The following is a 26,157-nucleotide window of genomic DNA, read 5'->3' as shown; positions in this document are numbered from 1 at the left end:
CCTTCCGATGACAGCAAAGGAGCTGCCATGGCCATCGCATCTCAGCAGGCGGGCGTCGGCTCGCCGTCCGGCACCGCCCTCGGCGGCGGCGTCGCCCGCCTCGGCGTGCCGGGGATCGTCCTCATGATCATCGCCGCGTCGGCGCCGCTCACGGTCGTCGCAGGCGGCGTGACGACGAACTACGCGGTCTCCGGCATCACCGGCGTGCCGCTCGGCATGCTGCTGCTCGCGTGCGGGCTGCTCGTCTACGCCGCCGGCTACGTCGCGATGAGCCGGCACGTCCGCAACGCCGGCGCGTTCTACGCCTACATCGCTCGAGGCCTCGGCCCGGAAGCGGGGGTGGCCGGCGCCTGGGTCGCGCTCGTGGCGTACAACGCGATGCAGATCGGCATCTACGGCATGCTCGGCTTCGCCACGTCGAGCTTCGTGGCCGCGAAGACGGGCCTCGAGATCCCGTGGTGGATCTTCGTGCTCGTCACGATCGCCCTCATCGCGGTGCTCGGCGTCAACCGCGTCGACCTCTCGGTGAAGGTCGTCGGCGTGCTCGTCGCGCTCGAGTTCCTCGTCGTGCTCGTGTACGACCTGCTCGCGCTCGCCACCGCGCCCGAGGGCATCTCGGCGGCGGGCTTCCTGCCCGGCGACCTCTTCGCGACCGGCATCGGCGTCGTGCTCGTGATGGGCATCGCCGCCTTCATGGGCTTCGAGTCGGGTGCCATCTACACCGAGGAGGCGCGCGACCCGGCGCGCACGGTGCCCCGCGCGACCTACACCGCCGTCATCGTCATCGGCCTCTTCTACGCGTTCAGCGCGTGGGCGATGCAGATGAGCAGCGGCCCGAGCGAGGTCGTCGCGAGCGCGCAGGCGAACGGGCCCGACCTCATCTTCGTCGAGCTCGGCGAGCGCGCGGGGACGCTCATCGCCGACATCGGCCAGGTGCTGTTCATCTCGAGCCTGCTCGCAGCGCTCATCTCGTTCCACCACGCGGTCGCCCGCTACGCGTTCGCCCTCGGTCGCGAGCACATGCTGCCGCGGGCGCTCGGTCGCGCGAACCGTCGCGGCGCGCCCGCGCTCGGCTCGATCGGGCAGTCGCTGCTCGCCGCGGCCGTCGTCGTCGGGTTCGCGATCGCCGGCACCGGGAGCGAGCTGGGTCCGCTCTACCCGGTGCTCACGCTCTTCACCTGGCTCACCAACCTGGGCGCGCTCGGGCTCATCACGCTCATGGCGGTCGTGTCGATCGCGGTGATCGGCTTCTTCCGCCGCGATCGGCGCGACACCACGACGTGGTCGAGGCTCGTGGCCCCGGCCATCGCCGCGGTGTTCTTCGCGACCGTGTCGGTGCTCACGCTCATGAACTGGAACCTGCTGCTCGGGCAGGAGGAGTCGACGCCGCTCACGTTCGTCCTGCCGGGCCTGCTCGTGATCGCCGCGGTCGTCGGCGTCGCCATCGCGATCCACGCGCGCCACCGCCGACCGCACGCGTTCGAGTCGATCGGCACGGGCGTCATGCCCGCGCTGCGCGCCGAGGACTGAGCAGCCCGGACAGCACGCGAGAGGGGCGCCCGACCCGCAGGTCGAGCGCCCCTCTCGCGGTGCGGGCGGCCTACTGGCCGCCGACCACCTGGTCGTGCGCGCGCAGCGCGGCCTCCTGCGCCTGGCCGAGCGCCTCCTCGGGGCTCGACTCACCGAGGAGCGCCGACGTCACGGCGTTCTGCAGCTCCGACTGGATCTGCTGGCCGGCGGGCGATGCCCCGAACGACTCGCCGTCCTCGGCCACCTCGTAGTAGGTCGAGATGACGTCGTCGAAGCCGGCGAAGCCGGCCGCGTCGGCGAACTGCTCGCGCAGGTCCTGGTCGACGTCGGGCGATCCGGTGAACAGGCCGGTGTTGATGCCCTGGCGCTCCGGGTTCGACGCGGTCGTCTCGGCGCGCGCCTCGCCCGCCGCCTGCCAGGCTTCGGGAGAGGTGAGCTCGAGCGCCCACGCGCACCCCGCGGACGGGTTCTGCGCGTTCGCCGGGATGACGAACGCCTGGCCCGAGGCGGCGGTGATCGGCTCGCCGTCCTGCGCCATCATCGGCACGGCGGCGATCTCGATCTCGCCCGCGTACGGGGTCAGCACGTTCGGGTACCACTGGTCCCAGATCGCGGCGCCGACCGTGTCGTTCACGAACGTGTTGCCATCGCCGAAGACGTCGAAGGAGTCGACGAAGCTCTTGACGTTCGCGTAGCCGCCCTGCGCGTCGTAGAGCTCCTGCAGGAACTCGACGGCCTCGACGTTCTCCGGGCGGTCGAGGCTCGGCCGGCCCTCGTCGTCGACGATGCCGCCGCCGAAGCTCATCATCCAGAGCGCGGCCTTCGAGACGCCCTGCGGGTCGAAGCCGATGCGGGTGGGGTTGGTGCCCTCGAGCACCGTCATCCGCTCGGCCGCGGCGAGCAGCGCGTCGGGGTTCGACGGGTCGATCTCCTCCTCGGTGACGCCCGCGTCGTTCAGCACGCGCATGTTCAGCAGCACGGCCGGCGGCTGGTAGAACTGCGGCACGCCCCAGACCTGGTCGTTCCACTCGACGTCGTCGACGACCTGCTCGTACCAGCGGTCGTCGGGCTCGACGCCGTGGACCTCGAAGCACGCGTCGAGCGGCGTGATGAGCCCTTGCGCCGCGTACGTCGCGACGAAGTTGCGGTCCATCTGCACGACGTCGGGCACCTGTCCCGAGGCCGCGAGAGTGGTGAACTTCTGCGCGTCGAACGCCGTCGCGTCGATCTCGATCGTGGTGTCGGAGGCGCCGAGCACCCCCTCGGCGTGGTCCAGCCGCGACTGGCCGACGTCGTCGGCGTTCTCGAAGCCCCACGCGCTCACGGTGCCGGAGTACTCGGTCGAGAACTCCGCGGCCGCGGCATCGTCGCCGCCTCCGCCGCCGCACGCCGTCAGCGCCAGTGTCGCGGCGAGCGCCGCAGCGCCCGCACCCAACCTTCTGCTCGTCATCTCATGCCTTTCGACCGATCCCGCGAAGGGGGCGGTCCGGCACCCTTGCCGGGCCGCTCGTTGGACGGAACATACACCGGCTCCCCGGGAGAAGTGGGGGACAGCCGAGAAGTGCGCGGCATCTCCTATGCTCGCGGCATGCGGCCTCCCACCGGACAGCAGTTCACGATCGCGCACGACGTCGAGGGCAAGCGGATGCGCGCGACCATCACCGAGGTCGCGGCGGGTCTGCGCGAGCTCACGATCGAGGGGCTCGACCTCGTCGAGCCGTTCCCGGAGGACGCCCGGCCCGCGAAGGCGCAGGGCATCGTGCTCGCCCCGTGGGGCGGGCGCGTCGCGGGCGGCGACTGGCGGCTGCACGGCGAGGTGCAGCGGCTGCCGATCACCGAGCGCGACAAGGGCAACGCGAGCCACGGGCTGCTGCGCTTCGCGCCCTACCGGCTGCTCGAGCAGTCGGCGTCGCGCGTGCTGCTGCAGGCGACGATCTACCCGCAGGCCGGTTTCCCGTTCCTCATCGACACCTTCGTCGCGTACGAGCTCACCGACGACGGGCTCGTCGTCACGCATGAGGCGATCAACGGCGGCGCCGGGCGCGCCCCGTGGGCGTGCGGCGCGCATCCGTTCCTCGCCGTCGGCGGCACGCCGGCCGACGAGCTGACCCTCACCGTGCCGGCCGAGCGGGTGTTCAACGCCGTCGACCTCATCCCGACCGAGGAGACGCTCGTCGACGCGATGGATGCGTCGGCGCCCGACCTGCGGACAGGCCGCCGGCTGTCGGAGCTCGACATCGACCACAACTACGGCGGGCTCGACTTCATCGACGGCGTCGCGACCTCGACGCTGCTCGACGAGCGCGGGCGCGGCGTCGAGCTGTGGCAGGACGACGCCTTCCCGTACACGGTCGTCTTCACGCCGCGCGAGTTCCCCGCGCCGGACGGCCCCCGGCACGCGGTCGCCGTCGAACCGATGAGCGCGCCCGCGAACGCGCTCAACTCGGGGCACGGGCTCGTGTGGCTCGAGCCGGGGGAGTCGTGGCGCGGCCGCTGGGGGATCGCGCCGGTCGGCATCTGAGTCGGCGGCATCCGGGCTCCCAGTCGGCTCCCACTCGCCTCCCACCCGCCGTGGCTAGCGTCGACCGCATGGCCATCGACACGAAGCTCCGCGCCCCTCTGCTCATCGCCGTCGCAGCGACCGGCACGCTCGCCCTCGCATCGTGCAGCGGCGAGGCCGGCAACCAGCAGCCGCAGCGCTCACCCGAGCCCGTCGCGACGAGCGCCGTGCCCGACGCGAGCGAGAGCGGCAGCGGCTCGAGCGCCGAGCCGAGCGAGTCCGGTCGCGGGATCGAGGGCATCGAGTCGGCGATCGCCGCGATCGAGCGCGCCGAGGAGGAGACCGGCGGCGTCGCCTACGAGATCGACAACGAGGACCAGGACCGCGCTTGGGAGATCGACATCGCTGACGGCACGCGCCAGATCACGGTGATCGTGAGCGGCGACGGCTCGTCGATCGTCTCGACCTCCGACGACGCTGAGGAGGTCGACGCCGACGACCGCGCCGCGCTCGACGCGGCCGGCATCACCCTCGTGGAGGCCCTCGAGGCGGCGGCCGACGAGATCGGCGAGGGCAGCGCCTTCGACGACGCCTCGCTCGAGGACGAGGGCGACGCGCAGGCGTGGCAGGTCTCGTTCGAGGACGGCGGCGAGGTCTTCGTCTCGATCGCGGACGGCTCGATCCTCCGCGTCGACGGCATCTGACGCTCGCGCGAGGCCGCCCCGCACGGCGCGGGGCGGCCTTCGCATGCCGGCGGCGCTATAGTTGATCCCGGTACAGAAATAGCGATCGGCGGGCGCCGCCGGCGACGGGGAGCAGGCGGACCATGCAAGCGAGCGGCGCGCCGATCGTCGAGCTCGCCGCCGTCTCGAAGCGCTACCGCGGCGCTGACGACCCCCGCCCGGCGCTCGACGACGTCGACCTGACGATCCACCGCGGCGAGATCTTCGGCGTCATCGGCGAGAGCGGCGCGGGCAAGTCGACGCTGCTGCAGGTGCTCAGCGGGCTCGTCGTGCCGGACGCCGGCCGCGTCACCGTCGCCGGCCGCGACGTCGGGGCCCTCGGCAGGCGCGGGCTCCGCGAGCTCCGGCGCGACATCGGCGTCGTCTTCCAGGGCATCCACCTGCTCAGCAGCCGCACGGTGCGCGACAACGTCCGCCTCGCGCTCCAGCTCTCGCCTCGGAGCGAGCGGCCCTCGCGAGCGGCGCAGGCCCCGGCTGTCGACGAGATGCTCGAGTTCGTGGGCCTCGGCCATCGCGGCGGCCACTATCCGGCGCAGCTGAGCGGCGGCGAGCGGCAGCGCGTCGGCCTCGCGCGAGCGCTCGTCGCGCGGCCGGCGCTGCTGCTGTGCGACGAGCCGACCTCGTCGCTCGACACCACCACGACCGCCGACGTGCTGCGCGTGCTCGCGAGGGCGCGCGACGAGCTCGGCTCGACCGTCATCGTCATCACCCACGACCTCGACGTCGTGAAGGCGCTGTGCGATCGCGCGGCCCTGCTCGAGCGCGGCGCGGTGCGCGAGCTCTTCACCGTGGCCCGCAGCGACTACCGGTCGATGCCGAGCTACCGCGAGCAGGTCCGCCGGGAGCTGATGTAGGTGGAGTGGATCACGGAGCTGCTCGCCCAGCACGGCGACGCGATGCTCGAGGCGCTCGCCGAGACCGGCTACATGCTCGTCGTCTCGCTCCTCGCCGCCGTGCTCGTCGGGCTCCCGCTCGGCATGACCGTCTTCCTCACTGCCCGCGGGGGCCTCGCCGAGCACCGCCCGGTGTGGTCGGTCGCGAACATGTACATCAACATCGTCCGCTCCTTCCCGTTCCTGCTGCTCGTCGTCTTCCTCATCCCGTTCACGCGAGCCGTGATGGGCACGAGCTTCGGCACGCAGGCCGCGACCCTGCCGCTGTGCTTCGTCGCGGTCGCGATCTACGCGCGGCTCGTCGAGCAGATCCTGCGCGAGATCCCGCCGGGCATCTCGCTCGTCGCGCGCACGATGGGCGCGACCGTGCCGCAGGCCGTGCTGCGCGTGCTGCTGCCCGAGGCGCGCTCCGGGCTCGTCTACGCGCTCACGTCGGCGTCGATCAGCCTGCTCTCGTACTCGACGGTGCTCGGCGTCGTCGGCGGCGGCGGCATCGGCGACTTCGCGATGCGCTACGGCTACCAGGAGTACAACGACGCGCTCATGTACATCACCATCGCCGTCATCGTCGTGTGCGTGCTCGCGCTGCAGGGCATCGGCCATCGCATCTCCGTGCGGCTCGACCGCCGCTGAGCCGCCCGACCTCCAACCACCGAAGAAAGCAGGATCACCGTGCGTTCCAACACCGTGCCCTCCACCACGAAGCGCTCCGCCGCCCTCCTCGCCGCCGCGACCGCATCCGCCCTCCTCCTCGCCGGCTGCGGCGCCCAGCAGGCGGACGCCCCCGGCGCCAGCGACGGCGCGGCCGCCGAGCCGACGACCATCCAGGTCGCGGCGGTCACGTCGCCCATGACCGACGTCGTCGAGGCTGCGGGGGAGGCGATCGGCGACGGCTTCGAGATCGAGCTCGTCGAGGTCTCCGACTACGTCACCGCGAACACGCTGCTCAACGACGGCGAGATCGACGCGAACTTCTCGCAGCACGTGCCCTACATGGAGGGTTTCAACGCCGCGAACGACGGCACGCTCACCGGCGTGCAGCCGGTCTACAACTTCGTCATCGCCTTCTACTCGAAGACCCTCGACGACATCGCCGACCTCCCGACGGGCGGCACGGTCGCGATCCCCGACGACGCATCCAACACCGGCCGCGCGCTCAAGCTGCTCGCGAGCGAGGGCGTCATCGAGCTCGACCCGGCGGTCGACCCCTACGAGGCGACGGTCGACGACATCGCCTCGAACCCGAAGGAGCTCGAGTTCCTGCAGATCCCGATCAGCTCGCTCAACACCGCCTACGAGGAGGCCGACCTCGTCTTCCAGTGGCCCTCGCACATCTCGGCGCTCGGGCTCAACCCGGAGGACGACGGCCTCATCACCGAGCTCGACGACACCTTCGCCCTGCACGTCGTCGTGCGCGAGGAGGACGCCGACTCCGAGGCGACCGCCGCGCTCATCGAGGCCTTCACGAGCGACGAGGTGCGCGAGGTGATCGAGTCGAACGAGACGATCGAGGTCGCGTTCTAGGCCTCACGCGGGTTCGACCGGCTGGCGGAGGATGGTCCGCCGCCTGGCCGGCTCGACCCTGCGGGCGTCGCTGAGGTAGATCTCGTGGTGGCGCCCGCGGGGGCGGAGGCCGTGGGCGGGCAGGATCTCGTCGTGGATGCGTGCGAGCACCGGACCCTCGTCGTCGAACGCTCCGACGTGGAGCGTCTGCACGCAGCGGCCCTCCTCGAGCCGCTCGAGGCGGACGTCGGCGAGCCGGGCCGCGGAGGAACCCTCCGGCGCGCCCTTCGCGGCGACCCGCTCGCGCGCCGCCTCGAGCATCGCCTCGTCGATCCAGTCGGGCTGCAGGATGAGCAGGATCCAGTCCCACCGGGTCTTGTCGCGCGCATCCGTGAACGACGACCAGTCGTCGGCAGACCAGAGCCCCTCGAGCGGCATGACGGTGAAGTCGCGGCCGAGCTCGCGCCTGCTCGCCATCTTCAGCGCGTACGCGAGCGGGTAGAGCGCCGCGACCGCCTCGGCGAAAGCGGGGCCGTTCGGGTCGCCGTGCCCGTCGATCGCGAGGTACGACAGCGGCGGCACGTCGACGAAGCGCACCTCGCCCTGCTTCGCGCGGTAGGCATCCAGCTGCCGCTTGAGGTCGATCTTCGCGGTCATCGCGCTCCTCGCGATCGGCAGTGGGCCCGGTGGGGCTCGAACCCACGACCAGCGGATTAAAAGTCCGATGCTCTACCGACTGAGCTACAGGCCCGTCGCTCCAGGATAGGTGCGCGAAGGGAGGGTCAACCGCTAGGCGGATCTTCGGGCCTGCACCCTGTCGAGCGGGCCGACCATCCGTCAGGCTTGTCGCGTCCCCGCAACCGATGGAAGCCGCAGCCTGTGAACACGCCCGCGCGCACCGCGACCCGCATCGCCGACGAGCCCGACGAGGGCGCCGGCACGCTCGTCGGCGACCCCGACCGGCAGCGGCTGCTCTCGACGACCGATCCCGCGCGAGGGCTCACCGCGGCCGATGTCGCCGAGCGCGTCGCCGACGGCCGCGTCAACCGGCTCGCGAACGCCTCGAGCCGCTCGCTCGCCTCGATCCTGCGGGCCAACCTCTTCACGCTCTTCAACCTCGTCATCGCGGTGTGCACCGCCGTGCTGCTCGTGCTCGGCCGCTGGCAGGACGCGCTCTTCTCGTTCGCGGCGATCTCGAACGTGCTCATCGGCGTCGTGCAGGAGTACAGCGCCAAGCGCAAGCTCGACGACCTCGCGCTGCTCCACGTCGCCCGCAGCACCGTGCTGCGCGACGGCGAGGAGCACGACGTCGCGATGGAGGAGCTCGTGCAGGACGACATCCTGCTGCTGCGCCGCGGCGACCAGGTGCCCGCCGACGGCGTCATCGTCGCGACCGAAGGCATCGACCTCGACGAGTCGCTGCTGACGGGCGAGTCGGAGCCGCAGCTCAAGCACGCCGGCGACGGCGTCCTCTCGGGTTCGGCCGTCTCCTCCGGCTCGGCCGCGGTGCAGCTCACGAGCGTCGGCGGCGACTCCTTCGCCGCGAAGCTCACCGCCGAGGCGCGCCGCTTCTCGCTCGTGCACTCCGAGCTGCGCAGCGCCCTCAACCGGGTCGTCAAGTGGATCTCGATCGCGCTCGTGCCGCTCATCGCGATCGTGCTCAACGGCCAGATGCAGGCGCGCGGCGGCTGGGAGGCGGCGATCGCGAGCGGCGAGTGGGAGGACGCGGTCGTGCTCGCGATCGCGGCGATCTCCGCCTCGGTGCCGCAGGGCCTCATCCTCATGACGTCGATCGCCTTCGCCGTCGCCGCCGTCAAGCTCGCCCGCAGCCAGGTGCTCGTGCAGGAGCTCGCGGCCGTCGAGGGCCTCGCGCGCGTCGACGTCATCTGCCTCGACAAGACGGGCACGCTCACCGAGGGCGACATCGAGCTGCTCGAGGCGACGCCGATCGGCGCCGACGGGTCGGTGACGGATGCCGTCCCGGCGACCGCGCTCGAGCGCGCCTCGGGCGCGTGGCCGCTCGCGCTCGCCTGGTTCGGCCACGACGAGAACGCCAATGCGACCGCCGCCGCGATCCGGCCGCTGCTGCCCGACCCGGCGCTGCGACCGAGCGCCGTGATCGGCTTCTCCTCGGCGCGCCGCATGAGCGCCGTCGCGTTCGACGGCGGAGCCGTGCGCGGCACGTGGGTGCTCGGCGCTCCCGAGTCGGTGCTCGGCGACGACGGCGAGAGCCCGGCCGCCCGGCGGGCGCTCGAGATCGCCGCCCTCGGTCGCCGCGCCCTCGTGCTCGGCCGCGCGGCGCATCCCATCGACCCCGACGAGGCCGAGCGGCTCGAGCTGCCGCCGCTGACGCCGGTCGCTGTGCTCGCGTTCGGCGAGCACGTGCGCGACGACGCGCCCGCGACGCTCGACTACTTCCGCGAGCAGGGCGTCGAGGTGCGCATCCTCTCGGGCGACCACCCGCGCACCGTCGGGGCGGTCGCGCGCCAGGTCGGCGTGCCGCTCGAGGGCGACGCGTTCGACGCGCGGCAGCTGCCCAGCGATGGGGAAGCGCTCGCGGCGGTGCTCGCCGAGCACCACGTGCTCGGCCGCGTCACCCCTGGGCAGAAGCGCGGCATCGTCGAGGCGCTGCAGGCGCAGGGCCGCACGGTCGCGATGACGGGCGATGGCGTGAACGACGCGCTCGCGCTCAAGACTGCCGACCTCGGCATCGCGATGGGGGAGGGCGCCGCGGCGACGAAGGCCGTCGCTCGGCTCGTGCTGCTCGACGGCCGCTTCTCGCACCTGCCGCGCGTCGTCGACGAAGGCCGGCAGGTGATCGCGAACATCGAGCGCGTCTCGCGCATCTTCCTCACGAAGACGACCTACGCGTTCACGATGGCGCTCGTGTTCGGCGCGCTGCTCATGCAGTACCCGTTCCTGCCACGGCAGCTCTCGGCGACCGACGGGCTCACGATCGGCATCCCCGCCTTCTTCCTCGCCCTCATGCCCGCGGCGACGCGCTACGTGCCGGGCTTCCTCTTCCGCAGCCTCCGGTTCACGGTGCCCTCCGGCATCACGATCGCGCTCTCGGTCGTCGCCGCGACGATGCTCGGTCGCGAGGCGGGGCTCGACGAGCGGCAGGTGCAGACGGCCGCGGTCTTCACGCTCACGGTCGGCGGGCTGTGGGTGCTCGGCATCGCGTGCCGCCCCTTCACCGCGGTGCGCGCACTCATCGTCGCGGTCATGATCGCGGGCCTCGTCGCGGCCGTGACGGTGCCGATCGTGCGCGACTTCTTCGAGTTCCAGCTGCCGCCGACGCCCATCATCGCGTGGTCGATCGCGATCGGCCTCGCCGCGAGCGCGCTCATCGAGGTGTGGCACCGGCTCGCCCCGAAGCTGCCGCCCGCGATCGTGCGCTCGACCTAGGCGGACCTGCCGCGCACAGGCGGCATCCGCGATGATGGTGGGCGATGGCCGACGACTTCCACCGCCCCACCCGCTTCTCGAACGACTGGTTCGAGCGGGTCGAGGGCGACGTCGACCCGGTGCTGCGGCTGCAGCTCGCGGCCGACACCGCGCAGGCGCTGCTCTCGCGCGTGCGCGGCGGCGCCGACCCCGAGGTGGTCGAGCGCATCCTCGAGCTCGCGCGCGAGGACGGCATCGACACGGTCGCGGAGCTCTGGTCGCACGCGCGACCGCACTCGCTGCCCGGCGCGCTCTGGCGCGTCAACCTGCTGCACGCGCTCGTGACGCAGCGCTCGGCCGAAGCGGCGGTGCTCTACCAGCAGGGGGCGGATGCGCTGCAGACGGCCGCGCCCGTCGTCGCGGGCGTGCCGGCCCCGGCGAGCCCCGAGGAGCTGCGCTCGCTCTCCGAGACGATCCTCCGCGGCGTCTTCACCGGCGACTTCGCGCTCGCCCTCGACCGCGCGGCGGCCTTCGCGGTCGTGACGGCCGCGGGAGCGGTCGAGTCGGCCCACGTCGACGAGCCGACGAACCCGGAGCGGGCGCGCGAGCGCACGCGGCTCGCCGCCGCGCTCACCGACGTCGCCGATGACCTGCGCGTGTGCGCGCGCCTGTGGCGCGACGACTCGCTCGCCTGACCCGCCCGGCTCGCCCGACGCATCCGATCGACGCCGTAGGCTGAAGCGGTCCGCGCACGGGTCGCGGTCGGAATCGGAGATCGCCATGGCACGCCGTCCGCTCGCAGCCGCACTCGTCCTGGCCGCCGGCGCGCTCGTGCTCACCGGGTGCATCCCCGAGCCGCCGGCGATCCCGGCCTCGCCCGTGCAGCCCGCCGACCCGGATGCCGGCGCCCCCGCCGGCGAGGCGAACGCGGCGCTCGGCGAGACCGTGACGGTCGACGACAACGCGGGCGACACGTGGTCGTTCGCCGTGACCGGCATCGAGGAGAACCCGCCCATGGAGGCGGGCTCGCCCGAGAGCGGGACGCGCTTCATCGCGTTCCTCGTCGATGGCGAGCGGGTCGAGGGAGGCGTCGACTTCTCGTCGCTGTTCGAGATGTCGGTGATCGGCAGCGACGGCGAGCGGTACGCCTGGGAGGATACGCTGCACGCGACCGCCGAGAACGACATCTTCTTCGCGATGGACGACGCGTTCACCGGCGCGAGGGCGCTCATCCAGCTGCCGGAGGGCGTGGACCCCGAGCTCGTGGTGCTCCGCTCCGCCTACGGGTACCCCGCGGTCGACGACGTCGTCGTCGACGTGCGCTGACGCATCCGCCCATCGCGTTCGCGCTGAGCGCACGCCCAGGCGTGTCGGCATCGCGCTCGCTACCCTGGAACAGCCGGGCCGCGTAACCCCGGGCTCCAATATTCGCCGCTTCGAGCGGCCTTCCGCCGAGAGGCGTTCGCGGCCCGGCTCCATCGTTCCCCGGCGCCTTCGCGCGCTGCGGCCGAGTTCACCGGCTGTTCACCTCGAGGGCGGCTTCGCGCCACCCGGCCTTCCTACCGTGGTCGAGGCGCGCGGATGCGTGCCGACCCAGGGTCCCCAGCCCTGCACCGACCTTCCGAAGGGAACACCGTGAAGTTCACGAAGCTCGGCCGCGCTGCGGTCGTCGCCGCAGCAGGCGCGCTCCTGCTCAGCTCCTGCGCCGCCAACGAGTCCGGAGCCGACGAGGCCGCTCCCGAGGGTTCGCAGGCCGCAGGCTCGTCGCTCTCCGGCGACCTCGCGGGCGCCGGCGCTTCGTCGATGGGTGCGGCCCAGGAGGCCTGGATCGCCGGCTTCCAGACCGAGAACCCCGACGTCAACGTCACCTACGACCCGGCCGGCTCCGGCGCGGGCCGCGAGCAGTTCATCGCCGGCGGCGTCTCGTTCGCCGGCTCCGACGCCTACCTGAAGGACGAGGAGCTCGAGGGCGAGTTCGGCGCGTGCGTGCCCGACACCCTCCCGGTCGACCTGCCCGTCTACATCTCGCCGATCGCCGTCATCTTCAACGTCGAGGGCGTCGACTCGCTCAACATGGACGCCTCGACGATCGCGAAGATCTTCTCGGGCCAGATCACGAGCTGGGACGACCCGGCGATCGCCGAGCAGAACGAGGGCGTCGAGCTGCCCGCGACCCCGATCCAGCCCGTCCACCGCTCGGACGACTCCGGCACGACCGAGAACTTCACCGAGTACCTCGCCGCGACCGCAGCCGCCGACTGGACCGAGGGCGTGTTCGAGACGTGGCCGTCGTCGGTCTACAGCACGAGCGAGGGCGCCCAGGGCACCTCGGGCGTCGTCGACGCCGTCTCGAACGGCACCGGCACGATCGGCTACGCCGACGCCTCGCGCGCGGGCGACCTCGGCACGGTCGCGCTCAAGGTCGGCGAGGAGTACGTGCCGTTCACGGCCGACGCCGCCGCCGCGGCGGTCGACGCGTCGCCGCGCGTCGAGGGCCGCCACGAGGGCGACATCGCCGTCGAGCTCGACCGCACGACGACCGAGGCGGGCGTCTACCCGCTCGTGCTCATCTCGTACGCGATCGCGTGCAGCGAGTACCAGGACGCCGAGGCGGGCGAGCTCGTCAAGGCCTACCTGAGCTACGTCGCGTCGGAGGAGGGCCAGGCCGCCGGCCAGGAGAACGCCGGCAACGCGCCCATCTCGGACGAGCTGCGCGACGAGATCCTCGCGGTCGTCGACTCGATCCAGTAGTCATACTGGTCTGAGACCCCGCGGCACCTCGCCGCACCGACCGGCTGGGGCGCTCGTCGCCCCGGCCGGTCGCCATGACCGGCCCACCCGAATTCGCTGGAGCCCCATGACCACCGCAGCACCGGCCGCGACGACGAGAGCCTCGGCTCCGAACCGTCCGGCCGACGTCATCTTCAAGGCGGTCTCGACGACCGCCGGCGTGCTCATCCTCATCGCCCTCGCCGGCGTCGCGATCTTCCTCGTCGCGCAGGCCGTGCCCGCGATCATCGGGCCGCTCCCGGATGACGACAGCTTCTGGGCCTGGGTGTGGCCGCTCACGTTCGGCACCCTGTGGTCGGCGTTCCTCGCGATGGTCATGGCCGTGCCCATGGCGATCGCGATCGCGCTGTTCATCACCCACTTCGCGCCCCGTCGCCTCGCCTCGATCCTCGGCTACGCGATCGACCTGCTCGCCGCCATCCCCTCGGTCATCTACGGGCTGTGGGGCATCGCGGTGCTCGCGCCCTTCATGCAGCCGGCCTACGCGTGGCTCGCCGAGAACCTCGGCTGGATCCCGCTGTTCTCGCCGCCCGCCTCCGGCACGGGTCGCACGATCCTCACCGCGGCGATCGTGCTCGCGGTCATGGTGCTGCCGATCATCACCGCGCTGTGCCGCGAGATCTTCCTCCAGACGCCGCGCCTGAACGAGGAGGCGTCGCTCGCGCTCGGCGCGACGCGCTGGGAGATGATCCGCATGGCGGTGCTGCCGCACGGCCGCTCCGGCATCATCGCCTCCTCGATCCTCGGCCTCGGGCGTGCGCTCGGCGAGACGATGGCGGTCGCGATGGTGCTCGCCTCGGCGGGCGCCGTGACCTTCGTCGTGGTCGGCTCCCAGAACCCCTCGACGATCGCGGCGAACATCGCGCTGCGCTTCCCCGAGGCGCACGGCATCACCGTCAACATGCTCATCGGCTCGGGCCTCGTGCTCTTCGCGATCACGCTGCTGGTCAACGCGATCTCGCGCTGGATCATCGCCAAGACGACCGTCGACGGAGGTCGCTAGACCATGACCACCACCATCAGCGCGCCGCGCCAGGCGCAGAACCCGCTCACCGCCGGCCAGCTGCCGCGATGGAGCCCGTGGGCGACCCTGCTCGCCGCGCTCCTCGTCGGCGCCGCCGTCGCGGGCCTCATCGCGGGCGCATCGGGCGCCCAGTTCAGCATCGTCACGACCGCCGTGATCGGCTTCGTGCTCTACCTCGTCGCCATCACCGTCGTGAGCCAGCTCATCGAGGGCGGGCGCAAGGCCACCGACCGCTTCGTCACCGGGCTCGTGACCGGCGCCTTCCTGCTCGCGCTCATCCCGCTCGTCTCACTCGTCGTCACCGTCGTCGCGAACGGACTGGCGCGCTTCGACCTCGAGTTCTTCACCTACTCGATGCGCAACGTCGTCGGCGAGGGCGGCGGCGTGCTGCACGCGATCGTCGGCACGCTGCTCGTGACGCTGTGGGCGGCGATCATCTCGGTGCCGGTCGGCATCTTCACCGCGATCTACCTCGTCGAGTACGGCAAGGGCAAGCTCGCGAAGGCGATCACGTTCTTCGTCGACGTCATGACGGGCATCCCCTCGATCGTCGCGGGGCTCTTCGCCTACGCGCTCTTCGCGCTCTTCTTCGGCGAGGGCGTGCGCTCGGGCATCGGCGGCGCGGTCGCCCTCAGCCTGCTCATGATCCCGACCGTCGTGCGCTCGACCGAGGAGATGCTGAAGCTCGTCCCGAACGACTTGCGGGAGGCATCCCTCGCCCTCGGCGTGCCGAAGTGGCTGACGATTGCGAAGGTCGTGCTGCCCACCGCCCTCGCCGGCATCGTCACGGGCGTGACGCTCGCCGTCGCCCGCGTCATCGGCGAGACGGCGCCGCTGCTCATCATCGCCGGCTTCACGACGAACATGAACTACAACGTGTTCGATGGCCGCATGATGACGCTGCCGGTGTTCGCCTACAACCAGTACGTCAGTCCGGGTGTCCAGGAGCAGGCGTACTTCGACCGCGCGTGGGCGGCGGCGCTCATCCTCATCCTCATCGTGATGATCCTCAACATCGTGGCGCGACTCATCGCCCACTTCTTCGCCCCGAAGGCCGGAAGGTAGCCCGCACATGTCCAAGCGCATCGAGATCAACGACCTCGACGTCTACTACGGCGCCTTCAAGGCCGTCGAGGGCGTCTCGCTCGAGATCGAGCCCCGCTCGGTCACCGCGTTCATCGGCCCCTCGGGCTGCGGCAAGTCGACCGTGCTGCGCACGATCAACCGCATGCACGAGGTGATCGCCGGCGCCTACGTCGACGGCGAGATCCTGCTCGACGGCGCCAACCTCTACGGCTCGGGCGTCGACCCGGTCAACGTGCGCCGCCAGATCGGGATGGTCTTCCAGCGCCCGAACCCGTTCCCGACGATGACGATCCGCGAGAACGTGCTCGCCGGCGTGCTGCTCAACAACCGCCGGATGTCCAAGGGCGACCAGGACGACCTCGTCGAGCGCTCGCTGCGCGGCGCGAACCTCTGGAACGAGGTGAAGGACCGCCTCGGCATCCCGGGTTCGGGCCTCTCGGGCGGTCAGCAGCAGCGCCTCTGCATCGCTCGCGCGATCGCAGTGAGCCCCGACGTGCTGCTGATGGACGAGCCGTGCTCGGCGCTCGACCCGATCTCGACGCTCGCGATCGAGGACCTCATCGAGGAGCTCAAGCAGGAGTACACGATCGTGATCGTGACCCACAACATGCAGCAGGCGAGCCGCGTCTCCGACAAGACGGCGTTCTTCAACATCGCCGGCACGGGCAAGCCGGGGAAGCTCATCGAGTACGACGAGACGACCCGCATCTTCTCGAACCCGTCGGTGCAGTCGACCGAGGACTACGTCTCGGGCCGCTTCGGCTGATCGACTCGGGCGCCGCCCCGCCGTCTGTCCCTCCGTTGGTCGGTAGTCGTCCGTTCCTCCGTTGGTCGAGTAGTCGTCCGCAGGACGACGTATCGAGACCCGGCTTGCTGCGTCTGGACACGGCGCCTGCGGCGCGTACCCGGCGAGCGGGACTCGCTCCACGCGTTGGTCGAGTAGTCGTCCGTCCCCACGTTGGTCGAGTAGTCGTCCGCAGGACGACGTATCGAGACCCGGCCTGCTGCGTCTCGATACGCCGCCTGCGGCGCCTACTCGACGAGCGGTGGCTGCGGCGCGTGCTCGACGGCCGGTGGTTGCGGCGCCTGCTCGACGAGCGATGGTTGCGGCGCGTGCTCGACGAGCGGTGGTGCCTCCGTGTCCGTCGGGTCGTTCCCCGTCTCAGCTCGACGCTTCCGGTACCCCGCCCAGTCGCGCTTCTTCGCCGCGGCCGAGATCGCGTCGAAGTCACCACGGATGAGCGCCTCGCGCTTCGCCCGGCTCCAGCCCTGGATCTGCTTCTCGAGCGCGAAGCACGCAGCGATCGAGTCGTCGTAGTGCGCGAAGGCCAGCTCGACGGGACGGCGCCGCTTTGTGTACTGCGCGCCCTCGCCGCGTTGGTGCTGGTCGAGGCGCCGCTCCATGTCCCACGTGCTGCCTGCGTAGAGAGAACCGTCGGAGCAGCGGAGGAGGTAGACCCAGGGCATGCGGGGATGGTGCCCGAGGTGTCGGGCCTGGAGTCGCTGCTCGGGCGTCGCTGTGGAGAGGCGTCTCGATACGGCGCCTGCGGCGCCTACTCGACGAGCGGGGAGGCGCCTGCTAGACGAGCGGGGCTACGCTGGCGGGCCGTGCGTCTCGAGGGCGACGAGCGAGGGCTCGGTGCCGGCGCTCACGTGCAGCACCGTGAACTCGGCCGTGTGCAGCATCGACGCGCGGTGCGTGCGCTCCGTCTCCGCCGCATCCGTCACGTGCACGACCGCCGAGACGATGTCGCCGATCACCGGCGCGTGGCTGCAGAGCACGGTGCCGCGGCGCTTGCGCACCGCCTTCGCGATGCGTCGCTCGATCTCCTCGCGCTGGCCGACGGGCCACTCCTGGCTCAGCTCGTGCCGCGCCTTCGCCTCGACCCCGAGCAGCGCCTCGAGCGGCTCGACGGTCTGCAGGCACCGGAGCGCGTCGGACGAGAGGATGCGATCCGGTCCGAAGGCGGCGATCCCGCGCGCGATCGACGCCGACTGGCGCTCGCCGCGCGACGTGAGCGGACGCGCGGCATCCTCGCCGTCGAACGAGTAGGGATCCGCGGCCTTCCCGTGCCGCAGCGCGACGATCGGGAACGTGCGCTCCTGGCCGCGCGCGAGGCGCTCCTCGAAGCGCGCGATGATCGCCGCGTCGTGCTCGTAGCTCACGCGCCGCCGCGCCTCGTCGAGCGGCAGCCAGTGCAGCGCCATGATCTCGTCGTTCGGCTCGAACGGGCCAGGACCCGCATCGCCGAGCGGCGCCTGCCAGTAGTAGACGACCTTGTCGCGGCCGTCGGGCAGTCGGTACTCGCTCGTGCCGAGCGGCGCCCCGAGCGTCACGGCGCAGCCGGTCTCCTCCTCGATCTCGCGCGCGGCGCACTCGGGCAGCGACTCGCCCGGGTCGAGCTTGCCCTTCGGCAGCGACAGGTCGCGGTGCTGCGTGCGCTCGACGAGCAGGGCTTCGACGCCGCGCTTCCCGCGGCGCCACACGAGCGCGCCCGCGGCGAGCACGGGCGCGGCCGCGGCGGTCACCGGCCGCCCGCGCGCTTGCGGCGCTGGATCTGGATCATCCGGTCGCGGTGCAGGTCGTCGAGCGGCGCGCCCTCGTCGTCGTAGAAGCGGCGCGTCCAGGTGCCGTCGGGCTCCGCCCACCACGACGCCGTCTGCGGCGACATCGCGCGATCGAAGTGCTGCGAGATGTCGCGCATGTGCTCGGTCGAGGTGAGCTGGATGAGCGCCTCGACGCGGCGGTCGAGGTTGCGGTGCATCATGTCGGCCGAGCCGATGAAGACCTCCTCGGCGCCGTCGTTCCAGAACGCGAACACGCGCGAGTGCTCGAGGTAGCGGCCGACGATCGAGCGCACCGTGATGTTCTCGCTCAGCCCCGGCACGCCCGGCTTGATCGAGCAGATGCCACGCACCCAGATCTGCACCTCGACGCCCGCGCGGCTCGCGCGGTAGAGCGCGTCGATGAGCTGCTCGTCGACGATCGCGTTGATCTTGAAGCGGATGCGCGCCCTCCGGCCGGCCCTGGCGGCCTCCGTCTCGCGCTCGATGCGGTCGAGCAGCCCCTTCCGCAAGTGGCGCGGGGCGACGAGCAGCCGCTGGTACGACTTCTCCTTCGCATAGCCGGAGAGCTCGTTGAAGAGCCGCGTGATGTCGCGACCCACTTGGTCGTTGTCGGTGAAGAGCCCGAAGTCCTCGTAGATGCGGCTCGTCTTCGGGTTGTAGTTGCCCGTGCCGATGTGGCAGTAGTGGCGCAGCCGCCCCTGCTCGCGGCGCACGATGAGCATGAGCTTGCAGTGCGTCTTGAGGCCGACGATGCCGTAGACGACGTGCACGCCCGCGCGCTCGAGCTGCTTGGCCCAGCGGATGTTCGCCTGCTCGTCGAAGCGGGCCTTCACCTCCACGAGCGCCAGCACTTGCTTGCCGGCCGCGGCCGCGCGGATGAGCGCCGCGACGACGGGCGAGTCGCCCGAGGTGCGGTAGAGCGTCTGCTTGATCGCGAGCACGTCGGGGTCGTCGGCCGCTTGCTCGAGCAGTGCCTGCACGCTCGTCGCGAACGACTCGTACGGGTGGTGCACGAGCACGTCCTTGCGCGTGATCGCCGCGAAGAGGTCGGGCTTCTCGTCCTGGTCGCCGGGCAGGAACGGCGTCGCGGTGACCGGCACGCGCTTCGTGTAGCGCAGGTCGGGCCGGTCGATGCCCGCGATCTGGAAGAGCCCGGTGAGGTCGAGCAGCCCCGGCAGCCGGTAGACCTCGTGCTCGGTGATGCCGAGCTCGTCGACGAGCAGGTCGAGCGTGTCGGCGTCGATGTCCTCCGCGACCTCGAGCCGGATGGGCGGCCCGAACTTGCGCCGCGAGAGCTCCTCCTCGAGCGCGCTGATGAGGTTCTCGGTGTCGTCCTCGTCGATCGAGACGTCCTCGTTGCGCGTGACGCGGAAGACGTGGTGGTCGATGATGCCCATCCCGGAGAACACCTCGTCGAGGTTGTTCGCGATGAGCGCCTCGAGCGGCAGGAACCGCTGCGCACCGTCGGCCGCGCGGGGGAGCTCGATGAAGCGCGGCAGCACCGCCGGCACCTTGAGGCGCGCGAACTGCGGCTCCTCCTCGCCGGGCACCTGCACGCGCACGGCGAGGTTGAGCGAGAGGCCGGAGATGTAGGGGAACGGATGCGCGGGGTCGACCGCGAGCGGCATCAGGACGGGGAAGATCTCGGCCTCGAAGCGCGCCGACATCGCCTCGCGCTCCTCGTCGGTGAGGTCGTGCCACGTGACGACGTGGATGCCGGCCTCACCCAGGTCGACCTGGAACGACTCGCGCGCCGCGAGCGCGTGCCGCAGCTGCAGGTCGTGCGCGCGCTGCACGACGGCGTGCAGCAGCTCCTGCGGCGAGCGGCCCACGTTCGTCGGCACGGCGAGCCCCGTCGCGATGCGGCGCTTGAGGCCCGCGACCCGCACCATGAAGAACTCGTCGAGGTTCGAGGCGAAGATCGCGAGGAAGTTGGCGCGCTCGAGCAGCGGCACGCGCGGGTCCTCGCCCATCTCGAGCACGCGCTCGTTGAAGGCGAGCCAGGAGAGCTCGCGGTCGAGGAAGCGGTCGGCGGGCAGGCCGTCCTCGGTCGCGGTGCCCTGCAGCTCGGCCGACCAGCTCGACTCGTCGTCGTAGTCGTCGAAGTCGGCCTCGTTGGCGTCGTGGAAGCTGCGCTCCTCGCCGAGGGTGCGAGCCGGGCGCTCGCGGAGCGTCTCCGAGCTCGCGGGAGCGCTGGTGGCGGTGCCGTCAGTCATGACGCCATCCTCTCAATCCGAGGTGCCATCGTCCTGGGTGATCGTCCCGTGCCTCCATCGCACGTCGATCGCCCACTGCGAGAATCCTGCCCGTCGGTAGAGCCCGAGCGCAGCCTCGTTGTCGCCCTCGACGTACAGGTGCGCGGTCGTCGCGCCCACCGTGCGCATCCGCGCGAACGCGGCCTCGAGCATCCGTCGCCCGATGCCCGCGCCCTGCCGGCCGGGCGCGACGCCCAGCACGTAGAGCTCGGCGACGTCGCCGCCCGGCTTGACCCACGCGAAGCCGTCCAGGCCCGCCTCGCCCGGCAGCACGACGAGGTTGGCGTCGTCGTGCCACGGCTCGGCCAGGCGCGCGGCGAGGTCGCTCGCGCTCATGCGGCCCTGCTCGGGGTGGTCGGCGAACGCGGCGGCGTTGAGGGCGAGCAGGGCGGATGCGTCGTCGGGCTCGAACGCGCGCACCCCGTCGGGCAGGCGGTCGGGATCCGCGCCGTCGGCGGCGGCCGGCACGGGGGCGCGCAGCTGCAGCAGCTCGCGCACGCGCCGCATCCCGAGCCGCTCGGCGATCGCGCGCGCCGCGGGCAGGTCGCCGTGCGCCCACGCGTCGAACGCGCCGAGCTCGGCGGCGACGCGCTCGGCGAGCGCGAGCCCGCGCCCGCGGCCGCGGTGGTCGGGGTGCACGGCGAGCTCGACCTCCCGGTCGGCGTCGCTCACGATCGCGAGCGCCGTCTCGTCGCCGATCGCGCGCCGCTGCCCGCGGGCGAGCTCGACGAGCGCCTGGTCGTTGAAGGGCGGCATGCCGTCGTGCGCGGCGCACGCGGCGCCGAGGGCGCGAGCGGTGTCGATCATGCGGTCTCCAGGTCGAAGCGGTAGCCGACGCCGCGCACGGTGCCGATGAGGCCCTCGAGGTCGCCGAGCTTCGCGCGCAGGCGCCGCACGTGCACGTCGACGGTGCGGGTGCCGCCGAAGTAGTCGTAGCCCCACACCTCGCTCAGCAACTGCTCGCGCGTGAAGACGCGCAAGGGGTGCGCGGCGAGGAACCGCAGCAGCTCGAACTCCTTGTAGGTCAGGTCGACCGGTCGGCCGTCGACCCTCGCCTGGTAGCTCGCCTCGTCGATGCTGAGGCCGCTCGCGACGATCGGCTTGGCCTCGGTGCGCGCGCTGGCGGCGAGGCGGATGCGTGCCTCGAGCTCGGCGGGACCGGCCGAGTCGAGCACGATGTCGGTCACGCCCCACTCGGCGCTCACGGCCGCGAAGCCGCCCTCGGAGAGCACGAGCAGCACCGGCGTCGCGTCGCGGTCGAGCAGCCGGCACAGCGCCTTCGCGCTCGCGAGCTCGACGGCGCCGTCGACGACGAGCACGTCGCCGGCGGGGGCGTGCGCGACGGCCTCCGCCGTGCCGGGGAGCGTCGTCACGCGGTGCTCCAGCAGCTCGAGACTGGGCAGCGCTCCCCGATCGCGGCGGGTGAAGATCACGACGTGCGCCATCAAGCCTCCTGCCGATTCCGATCCTACGGTCTGCGCAGAGGGCGTCCTGACGGCGCCGGTGCGCTCGACGGCGGGCGGCATGGCGCGCGACCCGGTTCGACCGTCCGAGGGGACTGCGGCATGATGAGGCCATGGCGAGCAGGGCCACGTCGTGGCGATGGGGGAGCGTGTGGCCCGTGTGGCTGCTCGCGGCCATCGGCGCGATCGCGGTCGGGGTGCTGCAGCCCTCCGACGGCATCGTGTGGCTGCCGATCGTGCTCGGCGTCTGCACGCTCGTCGCCTTCGCGATCCAGCTCGGCGGGCCCACGGAGCCCGGCGTCGTCGCGCGGCTCGCAGCGGCGGTCTTCGGCTCGGTCGTGGTGCTCGCGATCGCCTCCGCGGTGCTCGTGCCGCTCACGCACCTGCTGTAGCGCCCGGCGCCCGCGCGGGCTCGGGGTGCGGGGGTAGGATCGAGCCATGGACGCCATCCCCATCATCGCCTTCGAGATCTTCTACCTCGGTCTGCTCGGGCTCGCCATGATCGCGATCCTCGGCGTCTCCTACGTGGTCATCCGCAACCTCTTCAAGGGCCAGCGCTAGCGCGGTGCTCGAGCTCGATCCCACGCTGCCCGCGGAGCTCGGCCCGCTCCAGTGGCTCGTCGGCGACTGGGAGGGCACCGGCGTGCTCTCCTTCCCGGTCGGCGACCGCACGGTGGAGCACGAGTTCGGCCAGCGCGTCTCCTTCGCCCACCACGGGCATCCCTACCTCTCCTACGAGGCCTACGCGTGGCTGCTCGACGACGAGCTGACGCCGCTCGCGGCCGAGTCGGGCTTCTGGCGCCTCGCCCGCCCGGCTGAGGCGGCCGATCCCGGCCCCGGCATGCTGCCGCCCGAGGGTGAGCCGGCCTTCGGCTCGCTCGACGCGGTCGAGTCGCTCCGCCGCCCCGACGGCGCCTTCGACATCCAGGCGCTCATCGCCCACCCCGCGGGCGTCGCCGAGCTCTACCTCGGCACGATCGCCGGCCCCCGCATCGACCTCGCGACCGACGCGGTGCTGCGCGGCGCGAGCGCGAAGGAGCACACCGCATCCACTCGCATGCTCGGGCTCGTCGAGGGCCACCTGCTGTGGGCGTGGGACCTCGCGGCGCTCGGCCGCGGGCTCGAGAGCCACGCCTCGGCGCGGCTCGGGCGCGTGACGCCCGCGGGCGGCGACGAGGCGTGAGCGCGCTCGCGGCCCTCGCCTCGCGCATCCCCGGCGCGGTGCTCGACGAGACGAGCGGCCTGCCGCTGCACGTCGGCAACCCCATGGCCGAGCAGCGGCGGCTCCGGGCCGGCGCGCTCGTGCTGCTGCCGCGCGACGTGCTGCGGCTCTCGGGGCCCGACGCGCTGCCGTGGCTCGACTCGATCTCGAGCCAGGCGATCGCCGCGCTCGCCGACGGCGCCTCGACCGAGTCGCTCGTGCTCTCGCCCGAGGGTCGCATCGAGCACGCGCTGCGGCTGCGGCGCGACGGCGACGCGCTCTGGGTGATCGTCGACGCCGGCAGCGGCGACGCGCTCGAGGCGTGGCTCACGCGGATGCGGTTCTTCAAGCAGGTCGAGATCGAGCGTCCCGAGGCGGTCGTCGTGGGCACCGCGGGCGAGCCGGCCGGCCCGGTCGCGTGGCGCGACGGTTGGCCCGAGGTCGCGCCCGGCGGCGTGCGCTACGGCGAGGCGACGGGCGAGCCGTGGAGCTGGTCGGAGTCGGTGCTGACCCCCGCTGAGGCCGAGGCGCTCGAGCCGGAGCGCTTCGTCGGCACGCTCGCCGCGGAGGCGCTCCGCATCGCCGCGGGCCGGCCGGGCCTCGCGGAGGTCGACGAGCGCTCGATCCCGCACGAGCTCGACTGGCTCGCGACCGCGGTGCACCTGCAGAAGGGCTGCTACCGCGGGCAGGAGACGATCGCGAAGGTGCACAACCTCGGCGCCCCGCCGCGCCGCGTGGTGCTGCTGCACCTCGACGGCTCGCAGAACGCGCCGGTCGCGGCCGGCGACGCCGTGCTCGCGGGCGACAGGGAGGTCGGTGCGGTGACGTCCGCGGCGATCCACGACGAGCTCGGCCCGATCGCGCTCGCGGTCGTGAAGCGCTCGGCACCCGCCGACGGCGACCTCATCGTGCGCTCCGCGGAGGGCATCGACGTCGCGGCGGGCCAGCAGGTGCTCGTGCCGCCGAGCGCGGGCCACGCGAACCGGCCGCCGCGGCTGCCGCGGCTCGGCGCGGTGAAGCGCCCGACGCGCCCCGACGCTCCGCCCGCGTAGCGCGCCCGCCCGCGTCGCCTCCCGCCGAGCGCGTCTGCTGCGCCCAGCCGAACGGACCCGTCCTCGGCGCGCGGACCCCGAATATCGGGTCCGCGAGCCGAGATGGGGTCCGCCTCGCGAATCGGCCCGTCAGCAGTTGTCGCGTTCGCGCTCGGCGGCGTGCGACGCAGCGAGTCGACCCGCTCCCGCCGTCTCGACCGCTCCCAGCAGCGACTCGACCCGTCCTCGCCGACTCGACCGCTTCCAGCAGCGAGTCGACCCGCTCCCGCCGACTTGACCCGCTGCAACGGCTCCGCTCGGCGAGTACGGGTCGCGTCGTGGCGGCAGGGCCGCTCCAACGAGACGTCCCAGCGATATCCGCGGAACCGTCACCGATGTCCTGACCCAGAAGTGTCACCGATGTCCTGAGACATGCCGCTCCGGCGCCGCAGGATCACGGGCGCGGCGCGACCGCCTCCCACGCGACCGTCAGCTCCCCGAGCCGCCACCGCGCGGGGCCCGCGTGGACCGGCCAGCCGGTGTCGCGCATCCGCCCGACCGTCGCGACCCACCGCTGCGTCGCCCCGAAGTCGGCGAGCGGCGCGAGCGAGGCCCACGCGCGGTCGAGCTCCGTCAGCAGCGCGTGCACGCGCTCGCCGGGCACGTTGCGGTGGATGAGCGCCTTCGGCAGCCGCTCGGCGACGACCGAGGGCGCCTCCATCGCGTCGGAGCCGAGCTCGTCGACCTTGAGCGCGATCGAGAGCGAGCGCGGGCCTGCGGCATCGAGCGCGACCCACGAGCACACCCGGCCGACCTCGTTCGACGTGCCCTCGACGAGCAGCCCGCCGGGCGCGAGCCGGCCGAGCATCGCCGCCCAGTGGCCGGCCACCTCGTGCTCGTCGTACTGCCGCAGCACGTTCATCGCGCGGATGACGTGCGGCGGCCGCGGCGCCGGCACCTCGAAGCCGCCGATCGCGAACGACACGCGCGCATCCGCGGCGATCGCGCGCCCGTAGCGCTCCGGTCCCGCCGCGCGCGCCGCCTCGAGCTCGGCGGTCGCGAGCGCGACGCGCGCCGGGTCGATCTCGAGCCCGAGCACCTCGACGGCCGGGTTGCCGCGCGAGAGCCGCTCGTGCAGCTCGAGGCTCGTCGTCGCGCTCGCGCCGTAGCCGAGGTCGACGACGAGGCAGCCCGGCACGCGCGCGGCCGGCTGCGCGGCGATCCAGCGGTCGACGCGCCGCAGCCGGTTCACGCCGGTCGTGCCGCGCGTGATGCGTCCGGTCGGCTTCGCCACCCCACCATTGTCTCGCCCGTCGGGGCGTGGGTACGGTGACGGGCATGGATGCGTGGCGCCGGGCGGTCGACCACGTCGCGTCGCGCTCGACGGGCGGGCCGCTCCCCGCCGACGCGCGGATCACCGTGCACTTCCACCCCGATCGCCGGATCGGCGGCGAGAGCGTGCTCGAGCGCATCGCGGCCGAGGGCGCCTACCGCTCGCAGTTCTCCACCGGCATCTCCAACGGCGGCCTCACCGCGCATCCGGGCGGTGACCGCTGGCGCTGGGAGTCGCGCATCTTCGGCGGCGCCTACGACGACGAGGCGCCCGACGAGCGCCCGGTCTACGGCGCGGTCGAGCATCGGCGGCGCGAGACGGGCGGCGCGATCCGCTTCGGCTCGTCGTGGCTCGAGGTCGCGCGCGGCGCCTGGCCGCGCGTGACGCTCTGCTGGCCCGACTCGGTCGCCGAGCCCGAGCGGTTCGGCACCGCCGAGTGCGCGGGCGACCTGCTCGCGCTCGCGGACGCGTCGGCGGTCGACCCGCTCGACGACTACGTCGAGGCGCACGTGCACGGCGGGCTCGAGATCGCCCGCGACGTCGAGCGGCTCGTGCTCGACCCCTCGTTCCGCGGCACGGAGATCGAGCGGGTCGCCGCCGAGCTCGGCGTGCCGGTCGCGTGGCACCCGGGGCTCGAGCTCGAGGTCGACCGCATCGAGGAGCTCGAGGCCTACCGCGGCATCGACGCGCTCGCGCTCGCGATCGAGCTCGCGGTCGACGGCCGCATCGACGCGCGCATCCTCGGCGAGGCGGCCGAGGGGCATGACCCGCAAGCGGTCAAGCGCGTCTGGCACCTCATCGCCCGGTTCGGGCATCGCGCGCGGAGGTGACCGCGCATCGCGCGTTCGCG

The 26,157-nt window shown here is 72.5% G+C and carries 26 protein-coding genes and 1 tRNA gene; 18 read left to right on the top strand and 9 right to left on the bottom strand.

Annotation, left to right across the window (positions count from 1 at the left end):
- Positions 1-27: 27 nt before the first annotated feature.
- The gene (locus L332_RS23530) at positions 28-1,530 is read left to right on the top strand and encodes an APC family permease (RefSeq protein WP_021010756.1); all 1,503 of its coding nucleotides are present in this window, start codon (positions 28-30) and stop codon (positions 1,528-1,530) included.
- Between the two features lie 70 nt (positions 1,531-1,600).
- Here L332_RS23530 and L332_RS23525 read toward each other — a convergent pair whose 3' ends face one another.
- Positions 1,601-2,980: an ABC transporter substrate-binding protein gene (locus L332_RS23525; protein WP_031223807.1), complete on the bottom strand. Its 1,380-nt coding sequence runs from the start codon at positions 2,978-2,980 to the stop codon at positions 1,601-1,603.
- Between the two features lie 138 nt (positions 2,981-3,118).
- Here L332_RS23525 and L332_RS23520 point away from each other — a divergent pair, with 138 nt between their 5' ends.
- The 5 genes from L332_RS23520 (at position 3,119) to L332_RS23500 (ending at position 7,190) form a co-directional block, all read left to right on the top strand.
- Positions 3,119-4,051, top strand: a complete 933-nt coding sequence (locus L332_RS23520; RefSeq protein ID WP_021010754.1) for an aldose 1-epimerase family protein — start codon at positions 3,119-3,121, stop codon at positions 4,049-4,051.
- 68 nt (positions 4,052-4,119) lie between these two features.
- Positions 4,120-4,734 carry a PepSY domain-containing protein gene (locus L332_RS30105; protein WP_021010753.1) on the top strand — a complete coding sequence of 205 codons (615 nt, stop codon included), beginning with the start codon at positions 4,120-4,122 and terminating at the stop codon, positions 4,732-4,734.
- Between the two features lie 122 nt (positions 4,735-4,856).
- Complete coding sequence (locus tag L332_RS23510) at positions 4,857-5,627, top strand: methionine ABC transporter ATP-binding protein (RefSeq protein ID WP_021010752.1); 771 nt, start codon at positions 4,857-4,859, stop codon at positions 5,625-5,627.
- Positions 5,628-6,299 (top strand): methionine ABC transporter permease, encoded by a 672-nt coding sequence (locus L332_RS23505; protein ID WP_021010751.1) that lies wholly within the window; start codon positions 5,628-5,630, stop codon positions 6,297-6,299.
- Between the two features lie 39 nt (positions 6,300-6,338).
- Positions 6,339-7,190, top strand: coding sequence for a MetQ/NlpA family ABC transporter substrate-binding protein (locus L332_RS23500; RefSeq protein WP_235045083.1), 852 nt, complete (start codon positions 6,339-6,341; stop codon positions 7,188-7,190).
- A 3-nt stretch (positions 7,191-7,193) separates the two neighbouring features.
- Here L332_RS23500 and L332_RS0115355 read toward each other — a convergent pair whose 3' ends face one another.
- Together L332_RS0115355 and L332_RS23495 are read right to left on the bottom strand one after the other, a co-directional pair.
- Complete coding sequence (locus L332_RS0115355; RefSeq protein WP_031223803.1) at positions 7,194-7,826, bottom strand: GyrI-like domain-containing protein; 633 nt, start codon at positions 7,824-7,826, stop codon at positions 7,194-7,196.
- Positions 7,827-7,847: 21 nt separating this feature from the next.
- A tRNA-Lys gene (locus L332_RS23495) sits at positions 7,848-7,920 on the bottom strand.
- A gap of 128 nt (positions 7,921-8,048) precedes the next feature.
- On the opposite strand from L332_RS23495, the gene L332_RS23490 reads away from it, so the two are divergent.
- From L332_RS23490 to pstB, 7 genes are all read left to right on the top strand, one after another.
- A complete protein-coding gene (locus L332_RS23490) occupies positions 8,049-10,577 on the top strand; it encodes an HAD-IC family P-type ATPase (RefSeq protein WP_021010749.1) in 2,529 nt (842 codons plus the stop codon).
- 44 nt (positions 10,578-10,621) lie between these two features.
- A complete protein-coding gene (locus L332_RS23485) occupies positions 10,622-11,251 on the top strand; it encodes a hypothetical protein (RefSeq protein WP_021010748.1) in 630 nt (209 codons plus the stop codon).
- Positions 11,252-11,336: 85 nt separating this feature from the next.
- Positions 11,337-11,882 (top strand): hypothetical protein, encoded by a 546-nt coding sequence (locus L332_RS23480; RefSeq protein ID WP_021010747.1) that lies wholly within the window; start codon positions 11,337-11,339, stop codon positions 11,880-11,882.
- A 309-nt stretch (positions 11,883-12,191) separates the two neighbouring features.
- Positions 12,192-13,307: a phosphate ABC transporter substrate-binding protein PstS gene (gene pstS / locus L332_RS23475; RefSeq protein ID WP_021010746.1), complete on the top strand. Its 1,116-nt coding sequence runs from the start codon at positions 12,192-12,194 to the stop codon at positions 13,305-13,307.
- A 106-nt stretch (positions 13,308-13,413) separates the two neighbouring features.
- Positions 13,414-14,349, top strand: a complete 936-nt coding sequence (gene pstC, locus L332_RS23470) for a phosphate ABC transporter permease subunit PstC (RefSeq protein WP_021010745.1) — start codon at positions 13,414-13,416, stop codon at positions 14,347-14,349.
- 3 nt (positions 14,350-14,352) lie between these two features.
- Positions 14,353-15,435 carry a phosphate ABC transporter permease PstA gene (gene pstA / locus L332_RS23465; protein ID WP_021010744.1) on the top strand — a complete coding sequence of 361 codons (1,083 nt, stop codon included), beginning with the start codon at positions 14,353-14,355 and terminating at the stop codon, positions 15,433-15,435.
- A 7-nt stretch (positions 15,436-15,442) separates the two neighbouring features.
- Positions 15,443-16,222, top strand: coding sequence for a phosphate ABC transporter ATP-binding protein PstB (gene pstB, locus L332_RS23460; RefSeq protein WP_021010743.1), 780 nt, complete (start codon positions 15,443-15,445; stop codon positions 16,220-16,222).
- 266 nt (positions 16,223-16,488) lie between these two features.
- Here pstB and L332_RS30100 read toward each other — a convergent pair whose 3' ends face one another.
- The 5 genes from L332_RS30100 to L332_RS30090 all read right to left on the bottom strand — a co-directional run bounded on the left by L332_RS30100 (position 16,489) and on the right by L332_RS30090 (position 21,724).
- A complete protein-coding gene (locus L332_RS30100) occupies positions 16,489-16,923 on the bottom strand; it encodes a GIY-YIG nuclease family protein (RefSeq protein ID WP_021010742.1) in 435 nt (144 codons plus the stop codon).
- Between the two features lie 126 nt (positions 16,924-17,049).
- Entirely contained in the window at positions 17,050-17,985 is a 936-nt protein-coding gene (locus L332_RS23455; RefSeq protein WP_021010741.1) for an NUDIX hydrolase, read from the bottom strand.
- On the bottom strand, positions 17,982-20,240 hold the full coding sequence (locus L332_RS23450; RefSeq protein WP_021010740.1) for an RNA degradosome polyphosphate kinase: 2,259 nt from the start codon (positions 20,238-20,240) through the stop codon (positions 17,982-17,984). The genes L332_RS23455 and L332_RS23450 overlap by 4 nt, the downstream gene beginning before the upstream one ends.
- A 12-nt stretch (positions 20,241-20,252) precedes the next feature.
- Positions 20,253-21,086 (bottom strand): mycothiol synthase, encoded by an 834-nt coding sequence (mshD, locus tag L332_RS30095; protein ID WP_021010739.1) that lies wholly within the window; start codon positions 21,084-21,086, stop codon positions 20,253-20,255.
- Complete coding sequence (locus tag L332_RS30090; RefSeq protein WP_021010738.1) at positions 21,083-21,724, bottom strand: winged helix-turn-helix transcriptional regulator; 642 nt, start codon at positions 21,722-21,724, stop codon at positions 21,083-21,085. Before L332_RS30090 ends, mshD begins: the two co-directional genes overlap by 4 nt.
- Positions 21,725-21,855: 131 nt before the next feature.
- Here L332_RS30090 and L332_RS23435 point away from each other — a divergent pair, with 131 nt between their 5' ends.
- From L332_RS23435 to ygfZ, 4 genes are read left to right on the top strand one after another with little or no spacing between them, the layout of a single operon-like run.
- The gene (locus tag L332_RS23435) at positions 21,856-22,134 is read left to right on the top strand and encodes a hypothetical protein (protein WP_021010737.1); all 279 of its coding nucleotides are present in this window, start codon (positions 21,856-21,858) and stop codon (positions 22,132-22,134) included.
- Positions 22,135-22,180: 46 nt separating this feature from the next.
- Complete coding sequence (locus tag L332_RS30875; RefSeq protein ID WP_021010736.1) at positions 22,181-22,303, top strand: hypothetical protein; 123 nt, start codon at positions 22,181-22,183, stop codon at positions 22,301-22,303.
- A gap of 4 nt (positions 22,304-22,307) precedes the next feature.
- A complete protein-coding gene (locus tag L332_RS23425; protein WP_021010735.1) occupies positions 22,308-22,925 on the top strand; it encodes an FABP family protein in 618 nt (205 codons plus the stop codon).
- Positions 22,922-23,995, top strand: a complete 1,074-nt coding sequence (gene ygfZ, locus L332_RS23420) for a CAF17-like 4Fe-4S cluster assembly/insertion protein YgfZ (RefSeq protein WP_021010734.1) — start codon at positions 22,922-22,924, stop codon at positions 23,993-23,995. The genes L332_RS23425 and ygfZ overlap by 4 nt, the downstream gene beginning before the upstream one ends.
- Before the next feature lie 433 nt (positions 23,996-24,428).
- Here the strand turns inward: ygfZ and L332_RS23415 are convergent, their stop codons facing one another.
- Positions 24,429-25,268, bottom strand: coding sequence for a hypothetical protein (locus L332_RS23415; protein WP_021010733.1), 840 nt, complete (start codon positions 25,266-25,268; stop codon positions 24,429-24,431).
- Between the two features lie 44 nt (positions 25,269-25,312).
- Between L332_RS23415 and L332_RS23410 the strand changes: the two genes are divergently transcribed.
- Positions 25,313-26,137: a DUF3626 domain-containing protein gene (locus L332_RS23410; protein ID WP_021010732.1), complete on the top strand. Its 825-nt coding sequence runs from the start codon at positions 25,313-25,315 to the stop codon at positions 26,135-26,137.
- The last annotated feature ends 20 nt before the right edge of the window (positions 26,138-26,157 follow it).

The sequence above is a fragment of the Agrococcus pavilionensis RW1 genome (genome assembly GCF_000400485.1).
GTDB classification, from domain to species: domain Bacteria; phylum Actinomycetota; class Actinomycetes; order Actinomycetales; family Microbacteriaceae; genus Agrococcus; species Agrococcus pavilionensis.
The sequence above is the reverse complement of the archived record's forward strand: the minus strand, read 5'-3'. Positions and strand labels throughout refer to the sequence as shown.